Here is a 24,631-nt window from a genome sequence, read left to right as displayed (position 1 = left end):
TAAGATTAATTTTCGATATCAAAGAAACTGATTAGTTTAGCAAGTTTTAATACTGACACTACAGCTTCACTAGGTTTTACAATTTTAAATTCTTTACTTCCTTCCCCAGCTCTTTGTTTGCTTTCAATCAATACTGCAATTCCTGAACTATCTATGTAATTTACAGCACTCATATCTACCGATACAGCTTTATTGTCATCTAGAGCTCCATGCACTTGTTGTCTTAAGTTTCCTGAATTTTCTAGATCTATTTCACCGCTTACTGTAATTATCAGCACATCATTTTCAGTTTTTTCTGGATAACTCATGATTTGAATATAATCAGAGTAAACACGTAGTCAACAAAATCATTAAACTTAAATGTTGTTGCTGATGGTAAATATTGAATTTAATTTAAAAAATTAAGCCTAGGAGTAGCTTGCAGCAATCAATGCGATTGCAGAAACGGTTGATACTAAATAGATTAGTTTCTTCTTCTTCTTCTCTTTACCATTAATCTTATTCATCATTTCTTCATAACTTAACTTAGCGTTATATTCATTATTCTCTAAATAAGCTTTAGGAACTACCACATCATTTATTTTTTTATTTTTTAAAATTATATGTTGAATATTGTTCATCTTTTAAATTTTTGTAGAAAGTTCTATTAATTCTTTGAGAATTATTTCATTATTTTCTAAATTTTTTTTTCTCCATTCTTGAGAGACATAAATTTTTGAATTATTTCTAATTAACCAATTTAATTTGATTAATTCTGAAACTTTTCTTCTAACAGTTTCTCTTGGAAGACCAAGACTTCTTGAAATTAAATTAATACTTGCTCCATTTGAAGTAGAGCAAAAAACTTCATTTTCACAAATTAGATTTTCATTTGTGAAATTTTTTAAATTAATTCTGCTTACTAATTTTAATATTTGAGGGTAATAAGATCTGTCACCAAAGTCGGATATATCTTTTGTATATATTGAAGCGACCAAATCTTCGATTATTTTATAATTTTGTAAATGCATGAGGTGATCTTTTACCCAAATTGGGTTTTATTTAAAATAAAATTTATATTATTATCTAAGCTTAATATATAATTTTTCTATAGATATTTATTGAATAGCTTGAACTTCTAGCTTCTTAGTTTTTAAAGATTTAATTGCTTCCAAACATGCTAGAGCAGTGGACATGTTTGTACAATATGGAACTTTATTTTTAAGAGTTGCTCTTCGAAGCGCAATAGCATCATTTAATCTGTGCTCACTGTTTCCACCACCAGTATTTATTACAAGAGCAATTTTATTTGAGTCTAAAACATCAACAATGTGAGGACTACCACTGCTCACTTTGTTAATAATTTTGCATTTCATCCCATGTTTTTGAATATATTCAGCAGTACCTTTCGTTGCACATAATTTAAAGTTAAGCTTTATTAGCTGTCTTGCTAAATCAATACCTTCATCTTTATGAGAGTCTTTTAAAGATATAAATGCAAGACCATCTTTTGGAAGTGAATTAGCTGCAGCAATCTGACTTTTAGCAAAAGCCATTCCAAAATCTTTATCAAATCCCATTACTTCACCTGTAGACTTCATTTCAGGTCCTAAGAGTAAATCGCTATTTGGAAATTTATTAAAAGGAAATACAGCCTCTTTTACTGCATACATTCCTTTTGATTTATCTTTAAGATTAAATTTAGAAAGTTTTTCTCCTGCCATTATTCTTGATGCAATCTTTGCAAGTGGAATTCCTTTTGCTTTTGATACAAAAGGAACAGTTCGACTAGCACGAGGATTTACTTCAATAATGTAAATTTCATCTTTCTTGATTGCATATTGAATATTCATAAAGCCTTTTACTTTTAAAGCTAGAGCCAGTTTTTTTGTTTGGTTTTCAATTTCTTTAATTAGATATGGTTTAATAGATACTGGTGGCAAACTACATGCTGAGTCCCCAGAATGAATTCCTGCCTCTTCAATATGTTGCATTATACCAGCTACATAAACATCTTTACCATCAGAAATAGCATCCACATCAACTTCCATTGCATGATCTAGAAATTTATCTATTAGAATTGGATTTTCTTCCGCAGCTTTAAATGCTTCTTCAACAAAGTTTTTTAATTGACTTTTTTCATGAACAATTTCCATTGCTCTTCCACCTAAAACATATGAAGGTCTTACCACTAGTGGTAAACCAATTTTTTCAGATATCTTAATTGCCTCTTTAAATGTTTTTGCAATTCCACTATCTGCTTGTTTTAAATTTAATTTAATTAATAAATTTCTAAATTGATCTCTATCTTCTGCTAAATCTATTGAGTTATATTGTGTCCCTAAAATTGGAAGTTTGTTATCATTTAAAAATTTAGCAAGCTTAATCGGAGTTTGTCCACCAAATTGAGCAATTACACCTATTAGATTTCCTTTTTCTTGCTCTTTTTTAATAATGTTAAATACATACTCTTCTTTCAAAGGTTCAAAATATAACCGATCACTCGTATCATAATCAGTAGATACAGTTTCAGGGTTGCAATTAACCATGATGGTTTCAAAACCTGCATCTTTTAATGAAAAACTTGCCTGACAACAGCAATAATCAAACTCAATTCCTTGGCCTATTCTATTAGGTCCACCACCTAAAATTATTATTTTCTTTTTATTTGAAGGATCTGCCTCACACTCAGTACTTATTGAAAAATTTCTTTGATAAGTTGAGTACATATAAGGCGTAAATGATTTAAATTCAGCAGCACAGGTATCAACTTTTTTATATACAGGAAGCACTTTTAGAGCGGTTCTTTTTCTTCTTACTGTATCTTCTGAGGAATTAGTAAGCTCTGCTAATTTTTTGTCTGAAAAACCAATAGATTTAATTCTATTAAATTCATTATAATCTTTTGGGAGACCTCTTTTTTTAAGAGCTAGCTCGTTATCTACAATTTCTTTTATTTGTCCTAAGAACCAAGGATCAATTTTAGATAAACTGTAAATTCTTTTTAAATTGATTTTTTTTCTAAAAGCCTCGGCAACAAGAAGCATTTTATTTGGAATATGCTCTTTCAGTTTTTTTTCTATTTGTTTTTTATTTAGATTAAATATTTTGTCAAAACCAGAAAAACCAGTTTCTAGAGACACCAATGCTTTTTGCACAGACTCCTTGAAGTTTCTCCCAATAGCCATTGCTTCACCAACCGATTTCATTGAAGTACCTAAAGTTGCTGGCGAGGTAGAAAATTTTTCAAAAGTAAACCTTGGTATTTTGGTTACCACGTAATCAATACTTGGTTCAAAAGACGCGGGTGTTACTTTTGTAATCTCATTTTTAAGTTCATCTAAAGTATAACCAACTGCGAGCTTAGCTGCTACTTTTGCAATTGGAAACCCAGTTGCTTTAGATGCAAGTGCTGATGATCTAGATACTCTTGGATTCATTTCAATAACAACCATTCGTCCATTTTTTGGATTGATTGCAAATTGAACATTGGATCCACCTGTCTCAACTCCAATTTTTCTTAAACATGCAATAGAGGCATTTCTCATAACTTGATATTCTTTATCAGTAAGAGTTAAAGCTGGAGCAACAGTTACAGAATCTCCTGTGTGAATTCCCATAGGATCAATATTTTCTATTGAGCAAATGATGATACAGTTGTCTTTTTTATCTCTTACAACTTCCATCTCAAATTCTTTCCAACCCTCTAAACACTCTTCTACAAGAACCTGGCTAACTGGTGACTCGTGTAATCCATTTTTTATAATTTTAAGATATTCTTTTTTATTCTTTGCTATTCCTCCACCTAGACCACCTAGAGTAAATGCAGGTCTGATGATTGCAGGTAAACCAATTTTTTTTAAAACTTTAGAAGCTTGATTGATATTATTGACAATTTCAGATTTTGGTAAATCTAAACCAATATCTATCATATTTTTTCTAAATTTCTTTCGATCTTCAGCATTAGAAATTGCTTTAGAATTTGCGCCAATAAGTTCTATTTTGTATTTTTTTAATATTCCTTTTTTCTCTGCTTCCATTGCAAGGTTAAGAGCAGTTTGGCCTCCCATTGTTGGTAGAATTGCATCTGGTTTTTCTTTTATGAGAATTTTCTCTAGAACCTCTAAGGTGATTGGCTCTATATAAGTTTTATCTGCAACATCTGGATCTGTCATGATGGTTGCAGGGTTAGAATTAATTAAAACAACTTTATAACCTTCATCTTTTAAAGCTTTACAAGCTTGTGTTCCTGAATAATCAAACTCACATGCTTGGCCAATAATAATTGGACCAGCACCTACTACTAATATTTTTTTAAGATCTTTTCTTTTTGGCATTTTTTTTCATATTGCTAATAAATTCTTTAAATAAATAGACACTATCTTGTGGTCCGGGGTTAGACTCGGGGTGATATTGAACTGAAAATACGGGTTTATTTTTTAACTTAATGCCCTCAATACTATTATCAAATAATGATTTATGAGTGACTTCAATGTTTTTTGGTAAAGTTTCTTTAACAACTTCAAAGCCATGGTTTTGACTAGTGATCTCTACATTGCCATGAATTAAATTTTTTACAGGATGATTTGCACCTCTATGGCCTAACTTCATTTTTTTTGTTTTACCACCTAGGGTCAAAGCTAAAATCTGATGTCCTAAACAAATTCCGAATATTGGTAAATTTTTCTTAATAAGTTCTTTAATAATATTTATCGCATACTTTCCTGTTGCAGCTGGATCTCCAGGACCGTTTGATAAAAATATACCATCTGGTTTAAGACTTAAAATCTTTTCAGCAGATGTTTTGCAATGTACAACAGTCACTTTGCAATTAAAATCAGAAAAATATCTTAAAATATTTTTTTTAATTCCATAATCTATTGCAACAACATGAAATTGATTTTTTAAATTTTTGACAAATCCATCTTTCTTTCTCCAAGTTTTAAAACCTTTCCATATATAATTTTTTGGAGTTGATACTTCTTTAGCTAGATCTAGATTTTTTAACCCACTCCATTTTAAAGTAGTATTTGTTAGTTTGCTTATATTGAATTTTTGCTTTTTTGAGAAAGCAATTGTTCCTTTTGGTGCTCCTTTATCTCGGATAAAATTAGTTAGACTTCTAGTGTCAAGACCAGTGAGCCCAACAATTTTATTCTTCTTAAGCCATGCATCCAGATGCAAAAAAGCTCTGTAGTTTGATGGATCTGTTATTTCTGAATTAAAAATTACTCCTTTTGTCCATATTTTATCAGACTCTATATCTTCTTTATTAGTTCCCACATTCCCAATGTGAGGAAATGTAAAATTAATTATTTGCCCTGCATAAGAAGGATCTGAGATTATTTCCTGGTAACCTGTTAAAGAAGTATTAAAGCACACTTCTCCAGTTGCCTCTCCTTCGTAGCCAATACCAATTCCTTTAAATACCTTCTTATTTTCAAGAACTAAAACGCCTGTATTAATTTGATGATTATTTTTTGAGTTTATTTTTTTTGAATTTTTGATCAATTACAACTCATGAGTTAAAGGTTAATACAATAATTGCTTTATTATCGCAACAGAGATGTATTATAAAATTGTAAAAAAACAATTTTTCTTTTGAAGAATTTATTCTTTGAAGTAGATTAAAAAAATTATGTCATTAAAGAACACTATCGAAAACGAATATAAAAATGCCTTAAAATCAAAAGATAAAAATAAAATATCAACCTACAGGTTAATTTTATCTTCAATTAAAGATTTAGACATCGCTAATCGCTCTGGGCCTAACAAAAAAGATACTGATGATGAGGATATTAAAAAGCTTCTTAAAAAAATGGTTAAACAAAGAGCCGAATCTATTGAAATCTATAAAAAAAATAACAGAACTGATCTTTTGGAAGTTGAGCAAAATGAATATGAAATTTTAACAAGTTTCTTACCCAAACAAATGAGCGAAGAAGACACCAAAAAATTATGTGCTGAATTAATTGCTAAGTTAGGTGCTAGTTCTATTAAAGATATGGGCAAAATAATGGGTGAGTTAAAGAAATCTCATTCTGATGAAATTGATTTTTCTAAAGCTGGATCAATAATTAAGGGATTATTGAACAGTTGATGAAATACCCTAAAGAGTATTTAGATGAAATTAAGACACGTTTGAAAGTGTCAACGGTTGTTTCAAAAACAGTTTCATTAAAAAAAAGAGGCAAAGAATTTGTAGGACTATCTCCATTTAAAAACGAAAAAACACCTTCATTTACAGTTAATGATGAAAAAGAATTTTATCATTGTTTTGCTACCTCAGAACATGGAAATATTTTTGATTTTATAATGAAAACCCAAAATTTAAAATTTGGTGAAGCAGTTAAACATTTAGCTCAATTAGCAGGTATGCAACCATATTTGTTTTCAAAAAAAGATGAAGAAAGAGAAAAAAAGTGGAATGAATATAAATCAATCTTTAATGAATATGTTGATTTTTACCATGATGAATTAATTAAAAATGAAAAATATTCAAATGCTAGAGAATATTTAAAAAATCGATCTTTAAGTAAAGAAGAAGTAAAAAAATTCAAAATGGGATATGTGGAAAAAAATCCAAATATATTTGAGCAATTAAAAAATAAATATAGTGAACAAACCTTAGTTGAAACTGGATTATTTTATTTAGATGAAAAAAAGAAAATTTATGTCGAAAGATTTAGAGGAAGATTAATTTTTCCAATAAATAACATAACTGGTCAACCAATTGCTTTAGGTGGAAGAATAATAGAAAACCTAGATTATCTTGCAAAATATATTAACTCTCCTGAAACTTTATTTTTTAAAAAAGGATCAAATTTATATAATCTAGATATAGCTAGAAAATTATCAAACAAAGTAGATCACATTTATTTGGTTGAAGGTTATATGGATGTTGTTGGGTTAAGTAAAAATGGAATTGATAATGCTGTTGCAAATCTTGGTACTTCACTAACTGATAAACAAATTCAAATGCTTAATCAATTTTTTGATGACATCATCATTTGTTTTGATGGTGATGAAAGTGGTTATAAAGCAGCTTTAAGAGCAGCAGTAAATTCAATTAAAGAATTAAAACCTGAAAAACAAATTTCATTTTTATTTTTACCAAATAAAGAAGACCCTGATAGTTATGTGAATAAAAATGGTAAAGCTAATTTTATCGAATTTACAAAACAATCTAAGTTATCAATTCATCAATTTATTTTTAGTCACTATAAAAAACAAACTGAAAATAACCCTTCTTCCATGGCTATTTTTGAAAAAAGATTAAGAGAGGTAGCAAACACTATTAAGGACAATTATATTAAAAAATATGTATTAGAATATTTTTTAGAGAAAATTGCAGAATTAACGCCTCATTCAAATCAAAAAAATAAAAAAATTTATAAAAAACCAATCAAATCTTTAGATGCTACAAAGAAGTATTATAACGAAAGCCAATCTTTATCTGGAGTTGAGCTTAAAGAATATTCTTTAATTTATTTGGTAATTAATAATTTAAATTTAATGAAATCAAATATTCATTTAATTGAAAGTATTAAATTATTTACTGAAGTTAATAAAAAAATCTTCAATCAAATAATTGAAATTTTAAAATCTGAAGATCAAATAGGTGTTCAAGACATGTATTTGGATAGTCAGATAATTGAAAAAATAAATAAATTTGCACCAATAAAATATATTTTAAAAAATAATTCTGAAGATGAGCAGAAAATCATTGAATTGCTGGATGATATTTCACGAGATTTAATGAACTATGACCTTGAGTTTAGAATTCAAGAATTAGAATCGAAGTTCTTAGTCGATATGAGTGAGAGCACATTTAACGAGCTAAAAGAGCTCAAAAAAAAGCAGAATCTCAATTAATCTGGACAAATTTGTAATGGATTTTTACAGATTTGACATTATATAAGACTTCAACTTTATCGCCGTGGAAAGAATTATTACAAAATCATTTGCTAGATTAATGGGTCGTGGGACTCATAGAGGATTTATAACATATGAAGAACTTAGCAAATCATTGGGTAAAAGAAATTTATCAGACGAAAATCTTGCTCAAGCTTTTATTCATATCTTAGATGAAAATATTTCATTAGTTGAAAAAAAATCAGATTTTAAAATCCTTAGAAAAAAAGAAAATTCAAATAAAGAAGAAGGTAAAACAATCGAAAAAAGTGATGATCCTATTAGGATGTATTTGCGTGAAATGGGAGGTGTAGAGCTACTTTCAAGAGAAGGAGAAATTGCAATTGCAAAAAGAATAGAGGCTGGAAAGGATGTAATGTTAATTGCATTATCACAAAGCCCTATAACAGCACAACAATTTTTTGATTGGAATGAAAAACTTCAAAAAGATGAAATATTAGTTAGAGAAATTATAGATATTGATACAAACTACATGGAAGATGAGTCAACAGGACCAAGTGCTAAACAAAAAAATGCTGGTGAAACAGATAAAGAAGATAGTTCTCCAGATGAAGATGATGATTTCAATCCTACTCTTGCTGCAATGGAAACAGAAATTAAACCCAAAGTATTAAAAACAGTAAATACATTAACTAAAGAATACACAAAACTAATTAAGTATCAGAGAGAAAAGTTAGATTGTGTTTTAAGTTCTCAAAATTTTACACCCGCAAAGGAAAAAGGTTATGAAAAAATTGTAAATGATATTTTAGAAAATATTAAATCACTTCAGCTTTCCCCATCTGTTTTAGAAGAACTTGTTCAAAAACATTATGTTGAGAATAAAAAAATTATTTCTCTAGAAGGAAATCTTTTAAGACTTGCAATGGATCAAAAAATACCAAGAAATGAATTTATAAAATTTTATGTTGGCAATGAAATAAATCCAAATCTTAAAAAATTTTTAGATACAAATTTAGTATGGAAGCAATTTTTTGCAAAAAATAAAGAAGAATTTAAAAATATCAGAGAAAGACTTATTGAAATAAGTTACAAACTTGGAATTTCAGTTACTGATTTTAAAAAATTAGTTAGTAGAATTCAAAAAGGTGAAAAAGAATCAAGAATAGCAAAAAAAGAGATGGTTGAAGCAAATCTTAGATTGGTAATTTCAATAGCTAAAAAATACACAAATAGAGGATTACAGTTTTTAGATCTAATTCAAGAAGGTAACATTGGGTTAATGAAAGCAGTTGATAAGTTTGAGTACAGAAGGGGATATAAATTTTCTACTTATGCAACTTGGTGGATTAGACAAGCAATTACTAGATCAATTGCAGATCAAGCAAGAACAATTCGTATACCTGTTCATATGATTGAAACTATAAACAAAATTGTCAGAACTCAAAGATTAATACTTAGTGAGTTTGGAAGAGAAGCTACTCCAGAAGAGTTGGCACAAAAATTAAGAATGCCGTTAGACAAAGTTAGAAAAGTATTAAAAATTTCTAAAGAACCAGTTTCTCTTGAGAAACCAGTTGGTGACGAAGAAGATAGTAGTTTAGGAGACTTTATAGAAGATACGAAAGCTTTAGCTCCATTAGAGCAAGCCATTAAATCTAACCTTGGAGAGGCAACTACAAAAATTCTATCTACCTTAACCCCAAGAGAGGAAAGAGTATTAAGAATGAGATTTGGGGTAGGTATGAATACCGATCACACTTTAGAGGAAGTAGGTTTACAGTTTTCTGTAACAAGAGAAAGAATTAGGCAGATCGAGGCCAAGGCTCTTAGAAAATTAAAGCACCCAAGTAGATCTAAACAACTAAAAAGTTTCTTAGAAAGTTAGATTGGGCCGTTAGCTCAATAGTAGAGTACTGCATTGACATTGCAGGGGTAGTTGGAGCGTAACCAACACGGCCCACCATTATTCACTTATCTTTAATTGATAAGTTAATAAAAATGATATAACTAACTATTGTTTTGGGCCTGTAGCTCAGTTGGTTAGAGCAGTACACTCATAATGTATTGGTCCCAGGTTCGAGTCCTGGCGGGCCCACCAAAATTATTTTTTTGATATCCCAGCAAGTTTTTGCAAAAGATGTATTTCTTGTTCAGTTAAACCTTTTTTATTCAATTCAACAATTATTTCTTTTTTAATATTGTAGGTAGCAAAAAATGAAATAACCCCAACTAATATTGTAAGTAGTGTAATCCATAAATTAGAAAAAGGAACAAATATTGAAAAAATGGAGATTGCAAACCAAAAGAATGTTAGACCATAAACAATGATTTTCTGACTTTTTAAATCCTTTATTTTTAAAAAAAAAACAAACATAAGAGTTAAAAGCATCAAAATTCCAGAAATTATAAACCATAAAACAATTGAAATATCAGATGTACTACCTCCAACAAAAGTATCTTCTAATGCTTCATTAACAAAGTATAAAATTATACCTTTATATAGTGCATAAATTAAAAAAGCTGACGAACTTAAAGCTGAAGTTAAAACTGCTGATTTAGTTGAAATTTTCAAAATTTTTAATTACTTGAAAACTCTATTAGTTTCGAAATTAATGCATTGATATCACCATCTGCACTAAGAATAATAGAGTTGAATTCTTCTTTTTGAGTTCTTGCTAAACTTAAACCTTCAATAATAAGATCACGAATTAGAGGTTGATCTTTGTTTTTTGTATATATTCTCCAATCTATTTTGACTGCAGGTCTTTTGTCTGTAGCGACTAGAGTACTTGAAACTATTGTGTAATTTTCATTTATTTTTTTTTTAGAATCTACATTAATAATTGGATTAGAATATTCAGCTAACCTGCTTGAAAAACTTTGAAGAAAATATTCTGAAAATGCTTTTTCATAATCTAATTTTTGAACTTCTGTTGCACTTTTTCTATGAACCCCTAGTGAATAAAAGCCTATTCCTTTTATATCGACTGTTTCTAAAGCAATTTTTTTTAATTCATTCATTCTCTCTTGTTTTGTTAAGCCTGTGCCAAGAGTTTCAGCAGCCCTATTAACAGTAGATTGTACAAATACATCAGCTTCTATAGAGTGAGAATTTGTAAAATTTAAAACCAATAATAATAAGATAACTATTTTTTTCATATTTTTTAATCAGTTATTTGTTTGTTTCAATTTCTTCCCAGTCATCATCATCTTCGTATATGACTTCTACATTTCCTCTTTGAATATTTTTAATTTTATTTTCTCTATCTTGTAAATATAAACTTCTTACAGAGGCATAAAAATCTATTGAATTTTGTTCAAGATTTTCAAAAGATTCAATATTATTTGCTCTAAATTCAATTCCAGTGATTGCTTTTGATGCAATATAAGCACCCTCACTTAAAAACTCATTGTTTCCATGTACTGAGGCATTGTACCAAGGATCACCACCCATTACATTTGCAAAAGATCCTGTAGTATCTCTAATAGTAGTAGGACCTAGAACTGGAAGCACTAAATAACAACCTGGGCCAAAGCCCCATTTACCAAGAGTTTGTCCATAATCTTCTTTTTCATATTTAGGAAAACCCACCTTGTTAGCTACATCGATGGTTCCTAATAATCCAATAGTTGTATTAACTGCTAATCGAGCAGTATTTATAATCGCAGTTTTAAGATCACCTTGCAAAACATTATTTGGTATAGTTACCAAGTTAGATAAATTTTTTACAGCGTTGCTAGTTCCTTTTTGAACTTTTTCTGGCAATTTTCTGTATCCTTTCGCTATTGGTTTAATTACTGCTTTGTCAAGACCTTGATTGAAAGAAAATGTTGCTCTGTTCAGCTTTTCAAAACAATCTTTTGTGGATTGAGCTTCAGATTTATTTTCATCTAAAGCTAGTTCGCCATCAGAACCTGCGTTAGCATTAAATGCAATTAAGGATAGAGAAAATATTAAGATAGTTAGTTTTTTTAACATGTAAATTTATATTATATAAAATTTAATATTAAAGTAGAATTAAATTTCAAAAGTGACCATAAATTGTTAATAAATAGCCTAAATTTGTACCCAAATTGAGTATGAAATTAATTCTAAATTATTCTCCAAATTTTGATCCGAAAAAAAGAAAAAAAAGCGATATAAAATTTATAGTTTTTCACTACACAGGAATGAAATTTGAAAAAAAAGCAATAGAAAAATTATTAAATCACAACTCTAAAGTCAGCTGTCATTATTTAATTAAAAATAATGGTGAGATTATAAAAATGGTACCCGAAACCTATCAAGCTTGGCACGCAGGAATTTCTAGTTGGAAAAAATTTAAATTTTTAAACAAAAATTCTATAGGAATTGAAATAACTAATCCTGGTCATGAATTTAAATATAAAAAATTTTCTAAAAAACAAATTTACTCGTTAATAAAATTAACTAAGAATTTAATTAAAAAATTTAAAATTAATTCAAAATCAATTCTAGGTCACTCTGACATAGCGCCAGATAGAAAATTAGATCCTGGTGAGAAATTTCCATGGGCATTTTTATCAAAAAACAAAATTGGAATTTGGCATGATTTGAGTCAAACCAAGATAAAAAAAGAAAGAGAATTAAATATTTCAAATTTATTAAAATTAAAATTTATAAACAATCTTTTTAAAATTGGTTATCCTAAAAGTTCAAAAATAAATAAGAATAAATATTATAAAATCATCACATTTGCATTTCAAAGGAGATTTAGACAAGAACTAGTAAATGGCAAAATTGATAAAGAATGTTTATTAATAAGCGAAAACTTAATAAAAAAGCTTAATTAATTTATCTTGTAATTTTAAAGTTTAATAATAAGTTCATCAAGCCAGATAAATGACTTATCGCTTTAAATTTTTTTAGAGAGGAAAGTCCGGGCTCTACAAGGACACAGTGCCAGGTAATGCCTGGCGGGGGAAACCCTAGGGATAGTGCCACAGAAAATAAACCGCCATAACATGGCAAGGGTGAAAAGGTGTGGTAAGAGCACACCGGTTCTATTGGTAACAATGAACGCTGGAAAACCCCACTGGGAGCAAGACTAAGTAGAGATGACATTGTTGTAAAACTAAAAGCCGTCCTTGGCTAGTCATCAGGGTTAGTTGCTTGAGCTTAAGAGTGATCTTAAGCCTAGACAAATGATAAGTTTAAATGACAGAACCCGGCTTATAGTTTATCTGGCACTTCACAGTTTAAAAAACAAAAAAACAAAATAACAAAATATCAATATAATTATCTTTACAGCTAGAATCATAAATTTAAATGGAGCTTGAATAAGCATCCTTATCATCTCAACAAACAAATAAATGAAACAGCTCGTCGATTTTAAATCATTATTTTAAATTTTTCTTAATAAAATGACTTTAATTAAGCACATAATCAACATTTGACTATTATTTTAAATACCCATATATTCCCATATATTCCCATTTATGGAATTTAAAAAATTAAAAATATATGTTTTTATCTACTTACGAGAACAGATTGGACAAAAAAGGGAGAGTATCTGTGCCTGCTAGCTTTAGATCTCATTTATCTAATTTAGGTTATAATGGCGTTATTTGTTATCCTTCTTTTAATAATTCTTCAATAGAAGTATGCTCTCAAGACAGAATTGAAAAAATCTCTTCATCAATAGATTCTTTAAATCCTTTTGAGGAAAAAAGAGATTATTTTGCAACATCTATCTTAGCAGAAAGTACTAATTTGCAGTTTGATAGTGAGGGTAGAATTTCACTTTCATCAAAATTATTAAAACATGCAAAAATAAAAAATAGCATGTTATTTGTTGGTCAAGGTCAAACCTTTCAAATTTGGGAACCAACAGCATTTGAAAAATTTAAGACATCAGCAAGAAAAAAAGCAAATTTAAATCGAGCAAGTCTTAAATGGGAAAAACATTTTAACAACAATGAGGGGAAATAAGATGACAATTAACTTTAAAGCACCAGAGATAAAAGAACTTCAGCCAAGACTTTTAGTTTTAGGAGTAGGTGGAGCTGGAGGAAATGCAATAAATGAAATGATTGATAATAAACTTCAAGGGGTAGAATTTATTGCAGTAAATACAGATGCTCAAGATTTAAAGTTAAGCAAAGCAAAAACTAGAATTCAAATTGGTTTAAATTTAACGAAGGGTTTAGGTGCGGGTGCAAAATTGGATATAGGACAAGCGGCTGCTGATGAATCTTTAAATGAAATTGTAAATACACTTCAAGGTGCAAATATGGTTTTTATTGCAGCTGGTATGGGTGGTGGAACGGGTACTGGGGCTGCTCATGTCATCGCTAGAGCTGCTAAAGAATTAAATATATTAACTGTAGGTGTTGTGACTCTTCCATTTTTATATGAAGGCCCCTCTAGAATGCGAAGAGCACAACTAGGATTGGAAGAATTAAGAAAACATGTAGATACTATAATTGTAATTCCAAACCAAAACCTATTTAAAATTGCAAACGAACAAACAACTTTTGAAGAGTCTTTTAATCTTTCAAATAATGTTTTGATGCATGGAGTTCAGAGTATTACAGATTTAATGGTAAGACCTGGATTAATTAATTTAGATTTTGCAGATGTTGAAACTGTAATGGCTTCAATGGGTAAAGCAATGATGGGCACTGGAGAAGCTGAAGGTGAAGGTAGAGCACTTAAAGCTGCAGAGATGGCGATTAGCAACCCATTAATTGACGATTACACTTTGAAGGGTGCTAAAGGGTTACTAGTAAATATTACTGGTGGTAAAGACTTAAAACTATTTGAAGTTGATGAAGCAGTTAACAAAGTAAGAGCAGAGGTTGATCCAGAAGCTGAGTTAATTATAGGAGCAATAACTGATGCTGACTTAGACGGAAAAATGAGAGTTTCAATTGTTGCAACTTCATTAGATGGTCAACAACCAGAGTCTAAATCAGTGGTAAATATGGTGCACAGAATACAAAATCGTAATCCAGGTTACTCTGATTTTTCAAATATGGGCTCTCCAGCATTTAATTTTTCAAATTCATCAAGTCCAATTACTAACGGTGCTAACGCTCTTAAGGTTGAGAATGAAATAGTTCAAGAACAAGAGCAAGTAAGTGTTGAAAATAAAATGATGAACGAAAATTTCGTTACAGAAAACAGTGCAGTAACAGAAAACATTGTTGAAGACAGCACTGTAAATGAAATGGAAAAGTCGTTTACTCAAGAAGCAGTGGAAACATTTGAAGAAAAAAATCATGATGAAAATATTCAAGAAGAACCATCAAATGATCTTAAGGAATTTGGTGTAGATTCAGATTCGCCAGATTTATTTAGCTCTGAAAGCGAAAACTCTTCTCCTTCAGATTTGTTAAATTCTGAGGATCAAGAAGATGAAGATGATCTTGAAATTCCTGCTTTCCTAAGAAGACAAAAAAATTAATGGTCTTCAAAGAAATAAATGGAAGCCACCATAGTACCGGATGTACAAAAACATTATCCAGTACTGCTAGAAGAAATTATTAGCGTTATCACCCCTCAACATGGTGGCACATTTATAGACTGTACATTTGGTCAAGGTGGATATTCAAAAAAAATATTAGAGTTTGAAAATACAAACGTAATAGGACTTGATAGGGATATTGAAAGTCAAAAAGTTGCAAATTTAATTTTAGAAAATTTTGAAGATAGATTTGTTTTCAAAAATTTAAAATTTAGTCAATTAACGAATTTAAAAATTAAAAACGAAAACATCAAAGGTGTTATTTTTGATCTAGGATATTCATTAACACAAATGAAAGATCCTAAAAAAGGATTGTCATTCAACTCAACAACAGATTTAAATATGCAATTGGGTTTAAATAACTATTCGGCTGCTGATGTTATAAATAAACTTGATGCAAAAGAGTTGGAGAAAATTTTTAAATACTTTGGAGATGAAAAAGATGCAAAATATATTTCTAAAAATATTGTAAAAGAAAGATTAAAAAAGAAAATTGATACACAGAGTTTAATTAAAATTGTTGATAAATCAAAAATAAGAAAAAATTTTAAAGTACATAATTCAACTAAAGTTTTTCAAGCTCTTAGAATTTTTGTAAATAAAGAAATTAGTGAATTAATTTATGGACTTATAAATGCTACAAAAGTACTAAAAAAGGGAGGTGTTTTAGCAGTTGTTACGTTTCACTCTTTGGAAGATAAAATTGTAAAATATTTTTTAAAAAGCCTTTCTCAAAATAAAAGTATTTCAAGATACACACCTCAAACTGAACAAAAAGAAACTCTTTTTAATTTAAGTCAAAAAAAACCAATTGTTCCATCTGATCTTGAGATAAAAGAAAACCCACCTTCGAGATCTGCAAAACTAAGATATGCAATTAAGAAAAGTGATTTCTTTAATTTTGACACAGATATAGAGGAAAAATTTAAAAATTTTTTAGAAATTGAAAACTTTGGAGATAAACTTTGAAAAAATTATTACTAGCATTAACAATTATAATTTTAGTTTTAACTACAGCAATTATCAAAAATACTACAAAAAAAATTGAAGATAAAATATTTGCTTATAAAGAAAGTGTAAGACTTTTAAAATCAGATTTAGAAAATATTCAGTTGGAATATGATTATCTAAGTTCTGCTGAAAAATTATTAGAATATCAATCTTTATATTTTGAAGATCAATTAGTTCAAAAAAAAATAGAGGATATTAAAATTTATAATATTTCAGAAAATGTAAATAAATTAGAGGATTATAAAATAACTAAGAAAAAATGAGTAATTTTAATGAAAGATTAACAATTGAAGATCACAAAAATGATTTTGCTTATAAAAAAAGCAATACTGGATTAAATATTCAATTTAATCGAGTTGCTTTTATTTTTTTTGTCTTTTTTATTGTTTATTCAATATACACAATACATTTAATTCATTTAGGCTCTCGAGAGGCAAAAGTTGAAAATACCAACAACACACTTAATTTCAGTAGTGATCTTTATAGAGCAGATATTTTAGATATTAATGGAAATTATTTAGCAAAAACGGTTAAATCTATTGATGTTGGTCTTAAAACTTCAGACATAATTAGTAAACAAAAATTACTGTTAAGTCTAAAAATTATTTTCCCAGATAAAGATTTTAATGAAGTTGAAAAAAAAATAAAAAACAAAAAGTTTTTTTATTTAGAGAAAAAAATTTCAGAGGAAAAATATGAACAAATTATGAAGTTGGGAGATAAATCTCTTATCCCTGAGGAAAAAGTGCTTAGAATGTATCCACAGAAAAATCTTTTTAGTCATATTTTAGGACAAATAGATAATGACAATAATGGTATTTCAGGTTTGGAAAAATCGTTAAATGAAAATCTTAGATCATCTAGAGACTCAATTAAATTAACTGTTGATAAAGACTTACAATTTTTGATTAGAAAAGAATTATTAAAATATCAGGAAATTTTTAAAAGCAAAGGAAGTGCAGCAATTTTAATGGATGTTAATAATGGCAATATACTCTCTTTAGTCTCGTTACCTGATTTTAATCTAAATGAGAGAAAAAATATATCGGATGTCAATTATATTAATAGAGTAACAAAAGGAACATATGAACTTGGTTCAGTTTTTAAAGTTTTTACTTTTGCAAGCGCTTTAAATGAAAAATTAATTGAACCAGATACTGAATTTTTAGATTTACCAAAATCAATTAAGTGTGACCGATACAGAATTGGAGAATATGATAATGAAATACCTTCAGATTTAACTGCTGAGCAAATTTTAGTTAGATCTGGAAACATAGGCTCAGTACGAATTGCTCAAAAAGTTGGTCCAGAAAAATTTAAATCTTTTTTAGAGGATATTGGAGTATTGAGACAAATTGATTTTGATATTGAAGAGGTGGCACCCCAAATTGATTATGATTTTGGAAAATGTAGATTAGCAACAGCATCTTTTGGTCATGGAGTAGCAACAACCATTCTTCAACTAGCAAAAGGATATGCTATTTTAGCCAATGGTGGTTATGATGTAAAACCAACATTGGTTTTTAAGGAAGATAACAAAAAAAATAACAACAAAAGAATAATTAATAAAGGAATTTCAGAACAAGTTGTTAATGCTTTAAGAAAAATTGTTAATACAGAGGAGGGTACTGCTAGATTTGCAGATGTTCAAAATTATGAAATTGGAGGCAAAACAGGCACAGCCGACCAACCAGAAGAAGGAAAATATTCAGAGGCAAAAATAAATACTTTTAGTTCAGTTTTTCCAACATCAAATCCTCAATTTGTATTTGTTGTGATGTTAGATACACCTAAGAAATCAAAAGATTATTATTATAAGTACAGGCATAGAAAAGGTGGATGGAAGGGAACACTTTATAACACAGCTGGGTGGACATCAGTAGAAGTAGCAGGAAAAATAATTGACAAAATTGGGCCTATTTTAGCCACAAAATATATACAGGTTAAATAGTGATGTTACTTGGTAATTATTTTGAGGGTATCCACAAAAATTATAAAAAATTATTTTTTTCAGGTATTTCTTTTAATACTAGATCATTAAAAAAAAATAATATTTTCTTTGCAATCAAGGGAAACAGTAAAGATGGAAATAAATTCATTTCTAAAGCTATAAAAAAAGGTTCTAAAATAATTGTTACAGAACAAAGAATTAAAAATTTTCGTAACGGAATTTTGTTTATAAGAACAAAAAATATAAGAAAATTATTAGCAGAAGTCTCATTTAAAATTTACAACAAGATACCAAAAAATTTAGTAGCTGTTACAGGAACTAATGGAAAATCTTCAGTTGCTGAATTTTATCTTCAAATAATGAAATTAAATAAAAAAAAAGTAGCTTCAATTGGGACATTAGGAGTTAAATCAAAAAATATTAATTTAAATTTATTAAATACAACAATTGATCCTATTAGATTAGGTCAGATCTTACAAAAATTAAAAAAAGAAAAAGTTGAAAACGTTATCATGGAAGCTTCCAGTCATGGATTAAAACAATATAGATTAGATGGATTAAACTTTAAATCTGGAATTTTTACAAATTTATCACAAGATCATCTTGATTATCACAAAAATTTAAAAAATTATTTAAAAGCAAAACTTTATTTATTTGAGAATTTAATTGAAAAAAAAGGAAATATAATTACAGATAAAAATATATCTCAATATAAAACAATCAAGAAAATCTCTTTAAAAAAAAAATTAAAATTATCAGCAATAAATGAAAAGAAAAGTAATTTTGAAATATTATCTCATAGATATGATAATGAAAATCAATTAATCAAATTTAAACATAAAAATTTAATTAAGGAAATTAATTTAAATTTAATAGGTAAAATTCAAATAAATAATATTTTGATGGCTGCAATGGCAACACAAAAAAGCAATTTAAATTTTGAAAATATTTTAAAAGTCTTACCAAAATTAAAAACAGTTGAAGGTAGATTAGAAAAAATTGGAAAAATTAAAAATAATTCAATTGTTATTCTTGATTATGCACATACGCCTGATGCCTTAAAAGTTTGTCTTTTAAATATTAAGGAGCAATTTCCTGATAAAAAGTTAAACCTTTTATTTGGTTGTGGGGGGAATAGAGACCAAAACAAAAGAATGAAAATGGGTAAAATAGCAAGTATTTATGCAGATAATATCTACTTAACTGATGATAACCCTCGTTACGAAAACCCAATGAATATAAGAAAAGATATTAAAAAGGGCATCAATGGCAAGAAAATTACAGAAATTTCTAATAGAGGAAAAGCAATATCAGAAGCTATTAAAAATTTGAAAAGTGGAGAAGTTTTAGTAGTTGCAGGAAAAGGTCACGAAAGCACACAGGAAATTGGTAAAAAAGAAATTAAATTTTCTGATAGAAAAAAAATTCTAACCGAAATCAAATTAAAAAACGAAAATTTGTCTGATCAATTAAAGGTAAATATAATCACAGAACTTTCCAAAACTCAAAAATTACCAAAGTCTATTTCTATAAATAATGCTAGGATTAATTCTAATGAAGTAAGTAAAAATGATGTATTTTTTGCTATCAAAGGAAAAGTAAATGATGGAAATAATTTTGTTCCACAATCATTTAAGAAGAAAGCATCATTAGCAATTGTAAATAGAATTCAAAATAATATTGATATTAAAAGACAGATAAAAGTTAAAAATACCTTAAAATTTTTAACAAATGTTTCAAAAGTATATAGAAAAAATATAAGCACTAACATTATAGCTATCACAGGTAGTTGTGGAAAGACTACACTCAAAGAATTATTGGGAAGTGTGTTGGGAAAAATTTCAATTACAAGTATATCACCAAAGTCTTATAACAATAAATTTGGAGTACCTTTAAGTCTTCTTAATATTAAAGAAAATGATCAATATGGAGTTTTAGAAGTAGGAATGGACAAAAAAGGTGAGATTGATTATCTAACAAAAATAATTGAGCCAAATATTGGAGTTATTACAAATATAAATTATGCACATGCAAAAAATTTTAAAAATATAAAAGAGATTGCTTTAGCAAAATCAGAGATTATAAATAATATTAAATTAAATGGTTCCATTATCTTAAATGCAGATGATAAGTTTTTTAAACTTCATAGACAAATTTCTAAAAAGAAAAAACTTAAATTAATTTCATTTGGTATCAAAAGTAAAAGAGCAGATATTAAGCTAATAGATATTAAATCGTTTGGAAAAAATTTTAAAATTAAAATTATATTTATGAATAAAATTAAACATTTTATAATCTCTGATGACTATCAAAACAATATTTATAATATTCTATCTGCATTAGCTGTTATTAGTGTGAATTCAAATATATTTAATTTAAATAAAAATATTTTTTTAAATTTCAAAATTCCTGATGGAAGAGGGGACCATTCAACAATAAAAATAAATAATAAAAAAATAAATTTAATTGATCAAAGTTATAATTCAAACCCACTATCATTAAGTTCTGCTATTAAAAATTTTGATAAAATAAAGTCAAACAAGTCTAAAAAATATTTGCTGCTTGGAGACATGTTGGAGCTTGGTAGTTATTCTAAAAAACTCCATGAATCTATTGCTCCATTAATAAATCAAACTAAAATTGATAAGGTTTTCGTAAAAGGAAAAATGGCTTCTTTGATATATAAAAAAATATCTAATAGTAAAAAAGGTAAAATATTACGTAACAAATCTGAGATAGATGATTTGATTAGAAATGATATTAAAAACAATGATTATTTAATGATTAAAGCCTCACTTGCGACAGGTTTTAATAAGATAGTTAATGAAATAAAAGGTTTAAAATAAATGCTATACCAGTTTCTATTAAATTTCGTTGATAATTTTAGCTTTTTAAACGTCTTTAAATATTTAACTTTTAGAACAGGTTTATCTTTTTTTACATCATTAGTGATAGTTCTATTTATTGGCGGACCTTTTATAAAATTTTTTTCAAATCAAAAAATTTTTAATCCAATCAGGGAGAATGGACCTGAAGACCACATAGTTAAAAAAATTGGAACACCAACAATGGGTGGAATTATTATTTTACTTGGCCTAATTATTTCAGTTATTTTATGGGCAGATTTATCAAATATTAATATTTTATTTTGTTTATACATTGCTCTTTCGTTTGGATTACTTGGTGCATTTGATGATTATAAAAAAATTGAGCAAAGTAATTCCTCTGGTATTTCATCAAAGTTTAAAATAACTGTACAAATTATTTTAGCGTTACTAGGTGTAGGTCTGTTTGTTTATTTGAATGATTATCAAGATTTAAATAATTTATATTTTCCTTTTTTTAAAAATTTAATAATTAATCTTGGGTGGTTTTTTATACCTTTTGCTGTATTTGTAATAATAGGTTCTTCTAATGCTGTAAACCTTACAGATGGTCTAGACGGTTTAGCAACAGTACCAGTAATATTGGTAGCAGCTTGTTTTGCATTTATAAGCTATGTAACTGGAAATGTTGTTTTTTCAAATTATTTACAAATTCCTTATATTGAAGGAACAGGTGAAGTTGCAATTTTTTGTGGAGCAATTATTGGAGCTTGCTTAGGATTTTTATGGTTTAATGCTCCTCCAGCTAAAATTTTTATGGGAGACACAGGCTCTTTATCTTTAGGTGGTTCTTTAGGAGCAGTAGGTATTATAACTAAACATGAGATTGTTTTAGCGATAACGGGAGGTCTTTTCGTTTTAGAAGCAGTTTCCGTAATGGTCCAGGTAATTTCATTTAAACTTACAGGAAAAAGAATTTTTAGAATGGCACCTATACATCATCATTTCGAGAAAAAAGGCTGGCCTGAATCTACCGTAGTTATTAGATTTTGGATTATCTCAATAATTTTAGCAATGATAGGACTTGCTACGTTAAAATTAAGATAATGAAAAATAAAAAAAATATTTTTTTAGGAAAAAAAATATTAATATATGGATTAGGCAAAAGTGGATTATCTTCATATAAATTTTTAAAAAAAAAAGCAGATGTTTATCTTTTCGATGACAATTCAAAAATAAATAAAAAATTAGTTAGTTTAAGTAAAATTTCAAAAATAAGTTTTGATGTAATTATTATTAGTCCAGGAATAGATATTTCAAAATGTAAATTATCGACGTTCTTGAAAAAAAATTTACAAAAAATTTATACAGATCTTGATGTTTTGTACTCTTTTTATGATAATTTGAGCATAACAATCACAGGCACAAATGGAAAATCTACTACAGCAAAAATACTACATGATGCTTTGGTTGATCAAAAAAAAGATGCTCGATTGATTGGTAACATAGGAAATCCAGCACTTGCAGAGAAAAAAATAACAAAAAAAACGATTTTTGTGATTGAAGCCTCGTCGTATCAGCTAGACTATTCAAAGATTTTTAGATCAAAATATAGCTTAATTCTAAATATTTCAGCAGATCACATTGAAAGACACAGGAACTTAAAAAATTACGTTAATGCAAAATTTAAATTAATCGAGTCTCAAGTTAAGGGAAATTTTGCGTACGTTAAAAAAAATGATTCATTAATTTCAAAAAAAATTAAAAAAAATAAATTTAAGTCAAAAATTTATAAGGTTGATATTTCGAATTGGAAAAACATAATTGATAAGATTAGCAATAAATACTTTGCTTCCGATGGTAATAGAGAAAATCTTTCATTTATTTTAGAAATTGCACCTAAATTGAAACTATCTAAAAACAGATTAATCCAAACAATTAATAATTTTAAGGGACTTGATTATAGACAACAAATTGTTTTTGATAAAAAAAATTTAACAATAATAAACGACTCTAAATCAACAAGCTTTGCTTCTTCAGAAAATATATTAAATAATTTGAATGATGTTTATTGGATTTTGGGGGGAATACCCAAAAAAAATGATAAATTCAAATTATCTAAAATAAAATATAAAAATATAAAAGCATTCATTTTTGGTTCATATCGAAATAAGTTTCATAAAGTTTTGAGAGATAAATTAAAGGTTAAAAAATATAAAACTTTAAATGAAACTTTACGTGCAATTTTCTTAGAGATAGAAGATCAAGAAATTAAAAAAAATATAATTTTTTTTAGTCCTGCTGGTGCATCATTTGATAGTTTTAAAAATTTTGAAGATAGAGGCAATTACTTCAATAAAATAGTTAAAAAATATATATATGCAAAGTAATAGCATAATTTATAAATTTTATTACCAGTGGTGGAAAAATATTGACAAACCTATATTGTTTTTAGTTTGCATTCTATTTACTATTGGACTTTTCTTCTCTTTAGTATCAACATCACTCATAGCTTCAGACAAATTAGATACAAACAATTATTTCTTTTTTTTTAAACATTTAATTTATGTAATTATTGGAGTAATTCTTATTTTTATTTTTTCATCTTTAAATCAAGATAAATTGTATAAATTTTCAATAATTCTCTTTTTTATTTCAATATTCTCTTTGTTTTTAGTGCCTATAATTGGCATAGAAGTTAAGGGATCAAGAAGATGGATCGATTTATTTTTTTTACCAAGATTTCAACCCATAGAAATAGTGAAACCTTTCTTGATTGTAATTCTTGCAATTATTTTATGTAAAAATGAAACCAATATTTTATTCAAATATTTAGCGTCATTCATTTTAATGACTTTAGTTTCTTTGCTACTGATAATTCAGCCAGACATAGGTCAAACATTATTAGTAGTTTTTTCTTGGGCTGTTTTGATATTTTGCTCAGGTATTAATTTATATTTTTTGCTCACAATCTCTTTTATTGGATTAATTTTGTTGTCTTATATGATTATTTACATACCAAAATTTAATTATATTAAAGCTAGAATTTTTTCATTTTTTGATAAAGAAACAGGTACTCATAATTTTCAATCAGATAAAGCAATAGAGTCAATAACAAGTGGAGGTTTTTTTGGAAAAGGGATAGGAGAAGGAACACTAAAAAATAGAGTACCAGAAGCACATACTGATTATATTATTTCAGTAATTTCTGAAGAGTTTGGTGTGATTGCCATAATTTTAATCTTAATTTTGTTTTTAGTCCTAATTTATATGGTTTTTAAAAAAATAAGTTTTGAAACTAAGGAGCAAAATAAACTCATTCTAATTGGATCAGTAAGTTTAATTCTTATGCAGGCAACAATTCATATTGGAGTTAATATAAGATTATTTCCAACAACTGGAATGACATTACCTTTTTTGAGTTATGGAGGCTCTTCAATTGTAAGTACATCCATATTGACTGGTATAATTTTAAACTTAACAAAAAGAAAAATATAATA

General features: G+C 27.7%; 21 protein-coding genes, 2 tRNA genes and 1 other RNA gene. 16 read left to right on the top strand and 8 right to left on the bottom strand.

The genetic code is table 11. The features are described 5' to 3' along the window. Positions 1–5 precede the first annotated feature (5 nt). The 5 genes from ACTTBI_RS04970 to carA form a co-directional block, all read right to left on the bottom strand. Positions 6–308: an STAS domain-containing protein gene (locus ACTTBI_RS04970; protein ID WP_440652926.1), complete on the bottom strand. Its 303-nt coding sequence runs from the start codon at positions 306–308 to the stop codon at positions 6–8. A gap of 99 nt (positions 309–407) precedes the next feature. Further along, complete coding sequence (locus ACTTBI_RS04965) at positions 408–620, bottom strand: hypothetical protein (RefSeq protein WP_440652924.1); 213 nt, start codon at positions 618–620, stop codon at positions 408–410. 3 nt (positions 621–623) lie between these two features. After that, complete coding sequence (locus ACTTBI_RS04960) at positions 624–1,010, bottom strand: hypothetical protein (RefSeq protein WP_440652923.1); 387 nt, start codon at positions 1,008–1,010, stop codon at positions 624–626. An 87-nt stretch (positions 1,011–1,097) separates the two neighbouring features. Next, positions 1,098–4,316, bottom strand: coding sequence for a carbamoyl-phosphate synthase large subunit (gene carB, locus ACTTBI_RS04955; RefSeq protein WP_440652922.1), 3,219 nt, complete (start codon positions 4,314–4,316; stop codon positions 1,098–1,100). Beyond that, entirely contained in the window at positions 4,294–5,490 is a 1,197-nt protein-coding gene (carA, locus tag ACTTBI_RS04950) for a glutamine-hydrolyzing carbamoyl-phosphate synthase small subunit (protein ID WP_440652921.1), read from the bottom strand. The genes carB and carA overlap by 23 nt, the downstream gene beginning before the upstream one ends. A 127-nt stretch (positions 5,491–5,617) precedes the next feature. Between carA and ACTTBI_RS04945 the strand changes: the two genes are divergently transcribed. The 5 genes from ACTTBI_RS04945 to ACTTBI_RS04925 all read left to right on the top strand — a co-directional run bounded on the left by ACTTBI_RS04945 (position 5,618) and on the right by ACTTBI_RS04925 (position 9,955). After that, positions 5,618–6,079 carry a GatB/YqeY domain-containing protein gene (locus ACTTBI_RS04945; protein WP_440652920.1) on the top strand — a complete coding sequence of 154 codons (462 nt, stop codon included), beginning with the start codon at positions 5,618–5,620 and terminating at the stop codon, positions 6,077–6,079. Next, the gene (gene dnaG, locus ACTTBI_RS04940; protein ID WP_440652919.1) at positions 6,079–7,854 is read left to right on the top strand and encodes a DNA primase; all 1,776 of its coding nucleotides are present in this window, start codon (positions 6,079–6,081) and stop codon (positions 7,852–7,854) included. The genes ACTTBI_RS04945 and dnaG overlap by 1 nt, the downstream gene beginning before the upstream one ends. Before the next feature lie 64 nt (positions 7,855–7,918). Then, on the top strand, positions 7,919–9,742 hold the full coding sequence (rpoD, locus tag ACTTBI_RS04935; protein ID WP_440652918.1) for an RNA polymerase sigma factor RpoD: 1,824 nt from the start codon (positions 7,919–7,921) through the stop codon (positions 9,740–9,742). A 3-nt stretch (positions 9,743–9,745) separates the two neighbouring features. Next, positions 9,746–9,820: transfer RNA gene (locus tag ACTTBI_RS04930), tRNA-Val, on the top strand. 58 nt (positions 9,821–9,878) lie between these two features. Next, positions 9,879–9,955, top strand: a tRNA-Ile gene (locus ACTTBI_RS04925). A gap of 3 nt (positions 9,956–9,958) precedes the next feature. On the opposite strand, the gene ACTTBI_RS04920 is transcribed toward ACTTBI_RS04925, so the two are convergent. The 3 genes from ACTTBI_RS04920 to ACTTBI_RS04910 are packed head-to-tail and all read right to left on the bottom strand — an operon-like array spanning position 9,959 to position 11,836. Further along, positions 9,959–10,429, bottom strand: coding sequence for a hypothetical protein (locus ACTTBI_RS04920; RefSeq protein ID WP_440652917.1), 471 nt, complete (start codon positions 10,427–10,429; stop codon positions 9,959–9,961). Between the two features lie 5 nt (positions 10,430–10,434). Then, entirely contained in the window at positions 10,435–11,016 is a 582-nt protein-coding gene (locus tag ACTTBI_RS04915; protein ID WP_440652915.1) for an MlaC/ttg2D family ABC transporter substrate-binding protein, read from the bottom strand. A 13-nt stretch (positions 11,017–11,029) separates the two neighbouring features. Continuing rightward, positions 11,030–11,836: an MlaA family lipoprotein gene (locus ACTTBI_RS04910; RefSeq protein ID WP_440652913.1), complete on the bottom strand. Its 807-nt coding sequence runs from the start codon at positions 11,834–11,836 to the stop codon at positions 11,030–11,032. A gap of 101 nt (positions 11,837–11,937) precedes the next feature. Here ACTTBI_RS04910 and ACTTBI_RS04905 point away from each other — a divergent pair, with 101 nt between their 5' ends. The 11 genes from ACTTBI_RS04905 to ACTTBI_RS04855 all read left to right on the top strand — a co-directional run bounded on the left by ACTTBI_RS04905 (position 11,938) and on the right by ACTTBI_RS04855 (position 24,629). Continuing rightward, complete coding sequence (locus ACTTBI_RS04905; protein WP_440652911.1) at positions 11,938–12,669, top strand: N-acetylmuramoyl-L-alanine amidase; 732 nt, start codon at positions 11,938–11,940, stop codon at positions 12,667–12,669. A 41-nt stretch (positions 12,670–12,710) separates the two neighbouring features. Beyond that, positions 12,711–13,067: RNase P RNA component class A (gene rnpB / locus ACTTBI_RS04900), an RNA gene on the top strand. Positions 13,068–13,339: 272 nt separating this feature from the next. Further along, positions 13,340–13,807 (top strand): division/cell wall cluster transcriptional repressor MraZ, encoded by a 468-nt coding sequence (mraZ, locus tag ACTTBI_RS04895; protein WP_440652909.1) that lies wholly within the window; start codon positions 13,340–13,342, stop codon positions 13,805–13,807. A 1-nt stretch (position 13,808) separates the two neighbouring features. Further along, a complete protein-coding gene (ftsZ, locus tag ACTTBI_RS04890; RefSeq protein ID WP_440652907.1) occupies positions 13,809–15,284 on the top strand; it encodes a cell division protein FtsZ in 1,476 nt (491 codons plus the stop codon). 18 nt (positions 15,285–15,302) lie between these two features. Then, positions 15,303–16,313 (top strand): 16S rRNA (cytosine(1402)-N(4))-methyltransferase RsmH, encoded by a 1,011-nt coding sequence (gene rsmH / locus ACTTBI_RS04885; protein ID WP_440652905.1) that lies wholly within the window; start codon positions 15,303–15,305, stop codon positions 16,311–16,313. Further along, positions 16,310–16,618, top strand: coding sequence for a cell division protein FtsL (locus ACTTBI_RS04880; protein WP_440652904.1), 309 nt, complete (start codon positions 16,310–16,312; stop codon positions 16,616–16,618). The genes rsmH and ACTTBI_RS04880 overlap by 4 nt, the downstream gene beginning before the upstream one ends. Continuing rightward, a complete protein-coding gene (locus ACTTBI_RS04875) occupies positions 16,615–18,306 on the top strand; it encodes a peptidoglycan D,D-transpeptidase FtsI family protein (protein ID WP_440652903.1) in 1,692 nt (563 codons plus the stop codon). The genes ACTTBI_RS04880 and ACTTBI_RS04875 overlap by 4 nt, the downstream gene beginning before the upstream one ends. Before the next feature lie 2 nt (positions 18,307–18,308). Beyond that, a complete protein-coding gene (locus ACTTBI_RS04870) occupies positions 18,309–21,152 on the top strand; it encodes a UDP-N-acetylmuramoyl-L-alanyl-D-glutamate--2,6-diaminopimelate ligase (protein ID WP_440652901.1) in 2,844 nt (947 codons plus the stop codon). Beyond that, positions 21,153–22,238, top strand: coding sequence for a phospho-N-acetylmuramoyl-pentapeptide-transferase (mraY, locus tag ACTTBI_RS04865; RefSeq protein ID WP_440652900.1), 1,086 nt, complete (start codon positions 21,153–21,155; stop codon positions 22,236–22,238). Further along, a complete protein-coding gene (gene murD / locus ACTTBI_RS04860; protein ID WP_440652899.1) occupies positions 22,238–23,521 on the top strand; it encodes a UDP-N-acetylmuramoyl-L-alanine--D-glutamate ligase in 1,284 nt (427 codons plus the stop codon). Before mraY ends, murD begins: the two co-directional genes overlap by 1 nt. Further along, a complete protein-coding gene (locus tag ACTTBI_RS04855; RefSeq protein ID WP_440652897.1) occupies positions 23,511–24,629 on the top strand; it encodes an FtsW/RodA/SpoVE family cell cycle protein in 1,119 nt (372 codons plus the stop codon). The genes murD and ACTTBI_RS04855 overlap by 11 nt, the downstream gene beginning before the upstream one ends. The last annotated feature ends 2 nt before the right edge of the window (positions 24,630–24,631 follow it).

This window comes from Candidatus Pelagibacter sp. HIMB1542 (assembly GCF_052047835.1).
Taxonomy (GTDB): Bacteria; Pseudomonadota; Alphaproteobacteria; order Pelagibacterales; family Pelagibacteraceae; genus Pelagibacter.
Note: the sequence above shows the minus strand (reverse complement) of the source record. Positions and strands in the feature narration are given on the sequence as shown.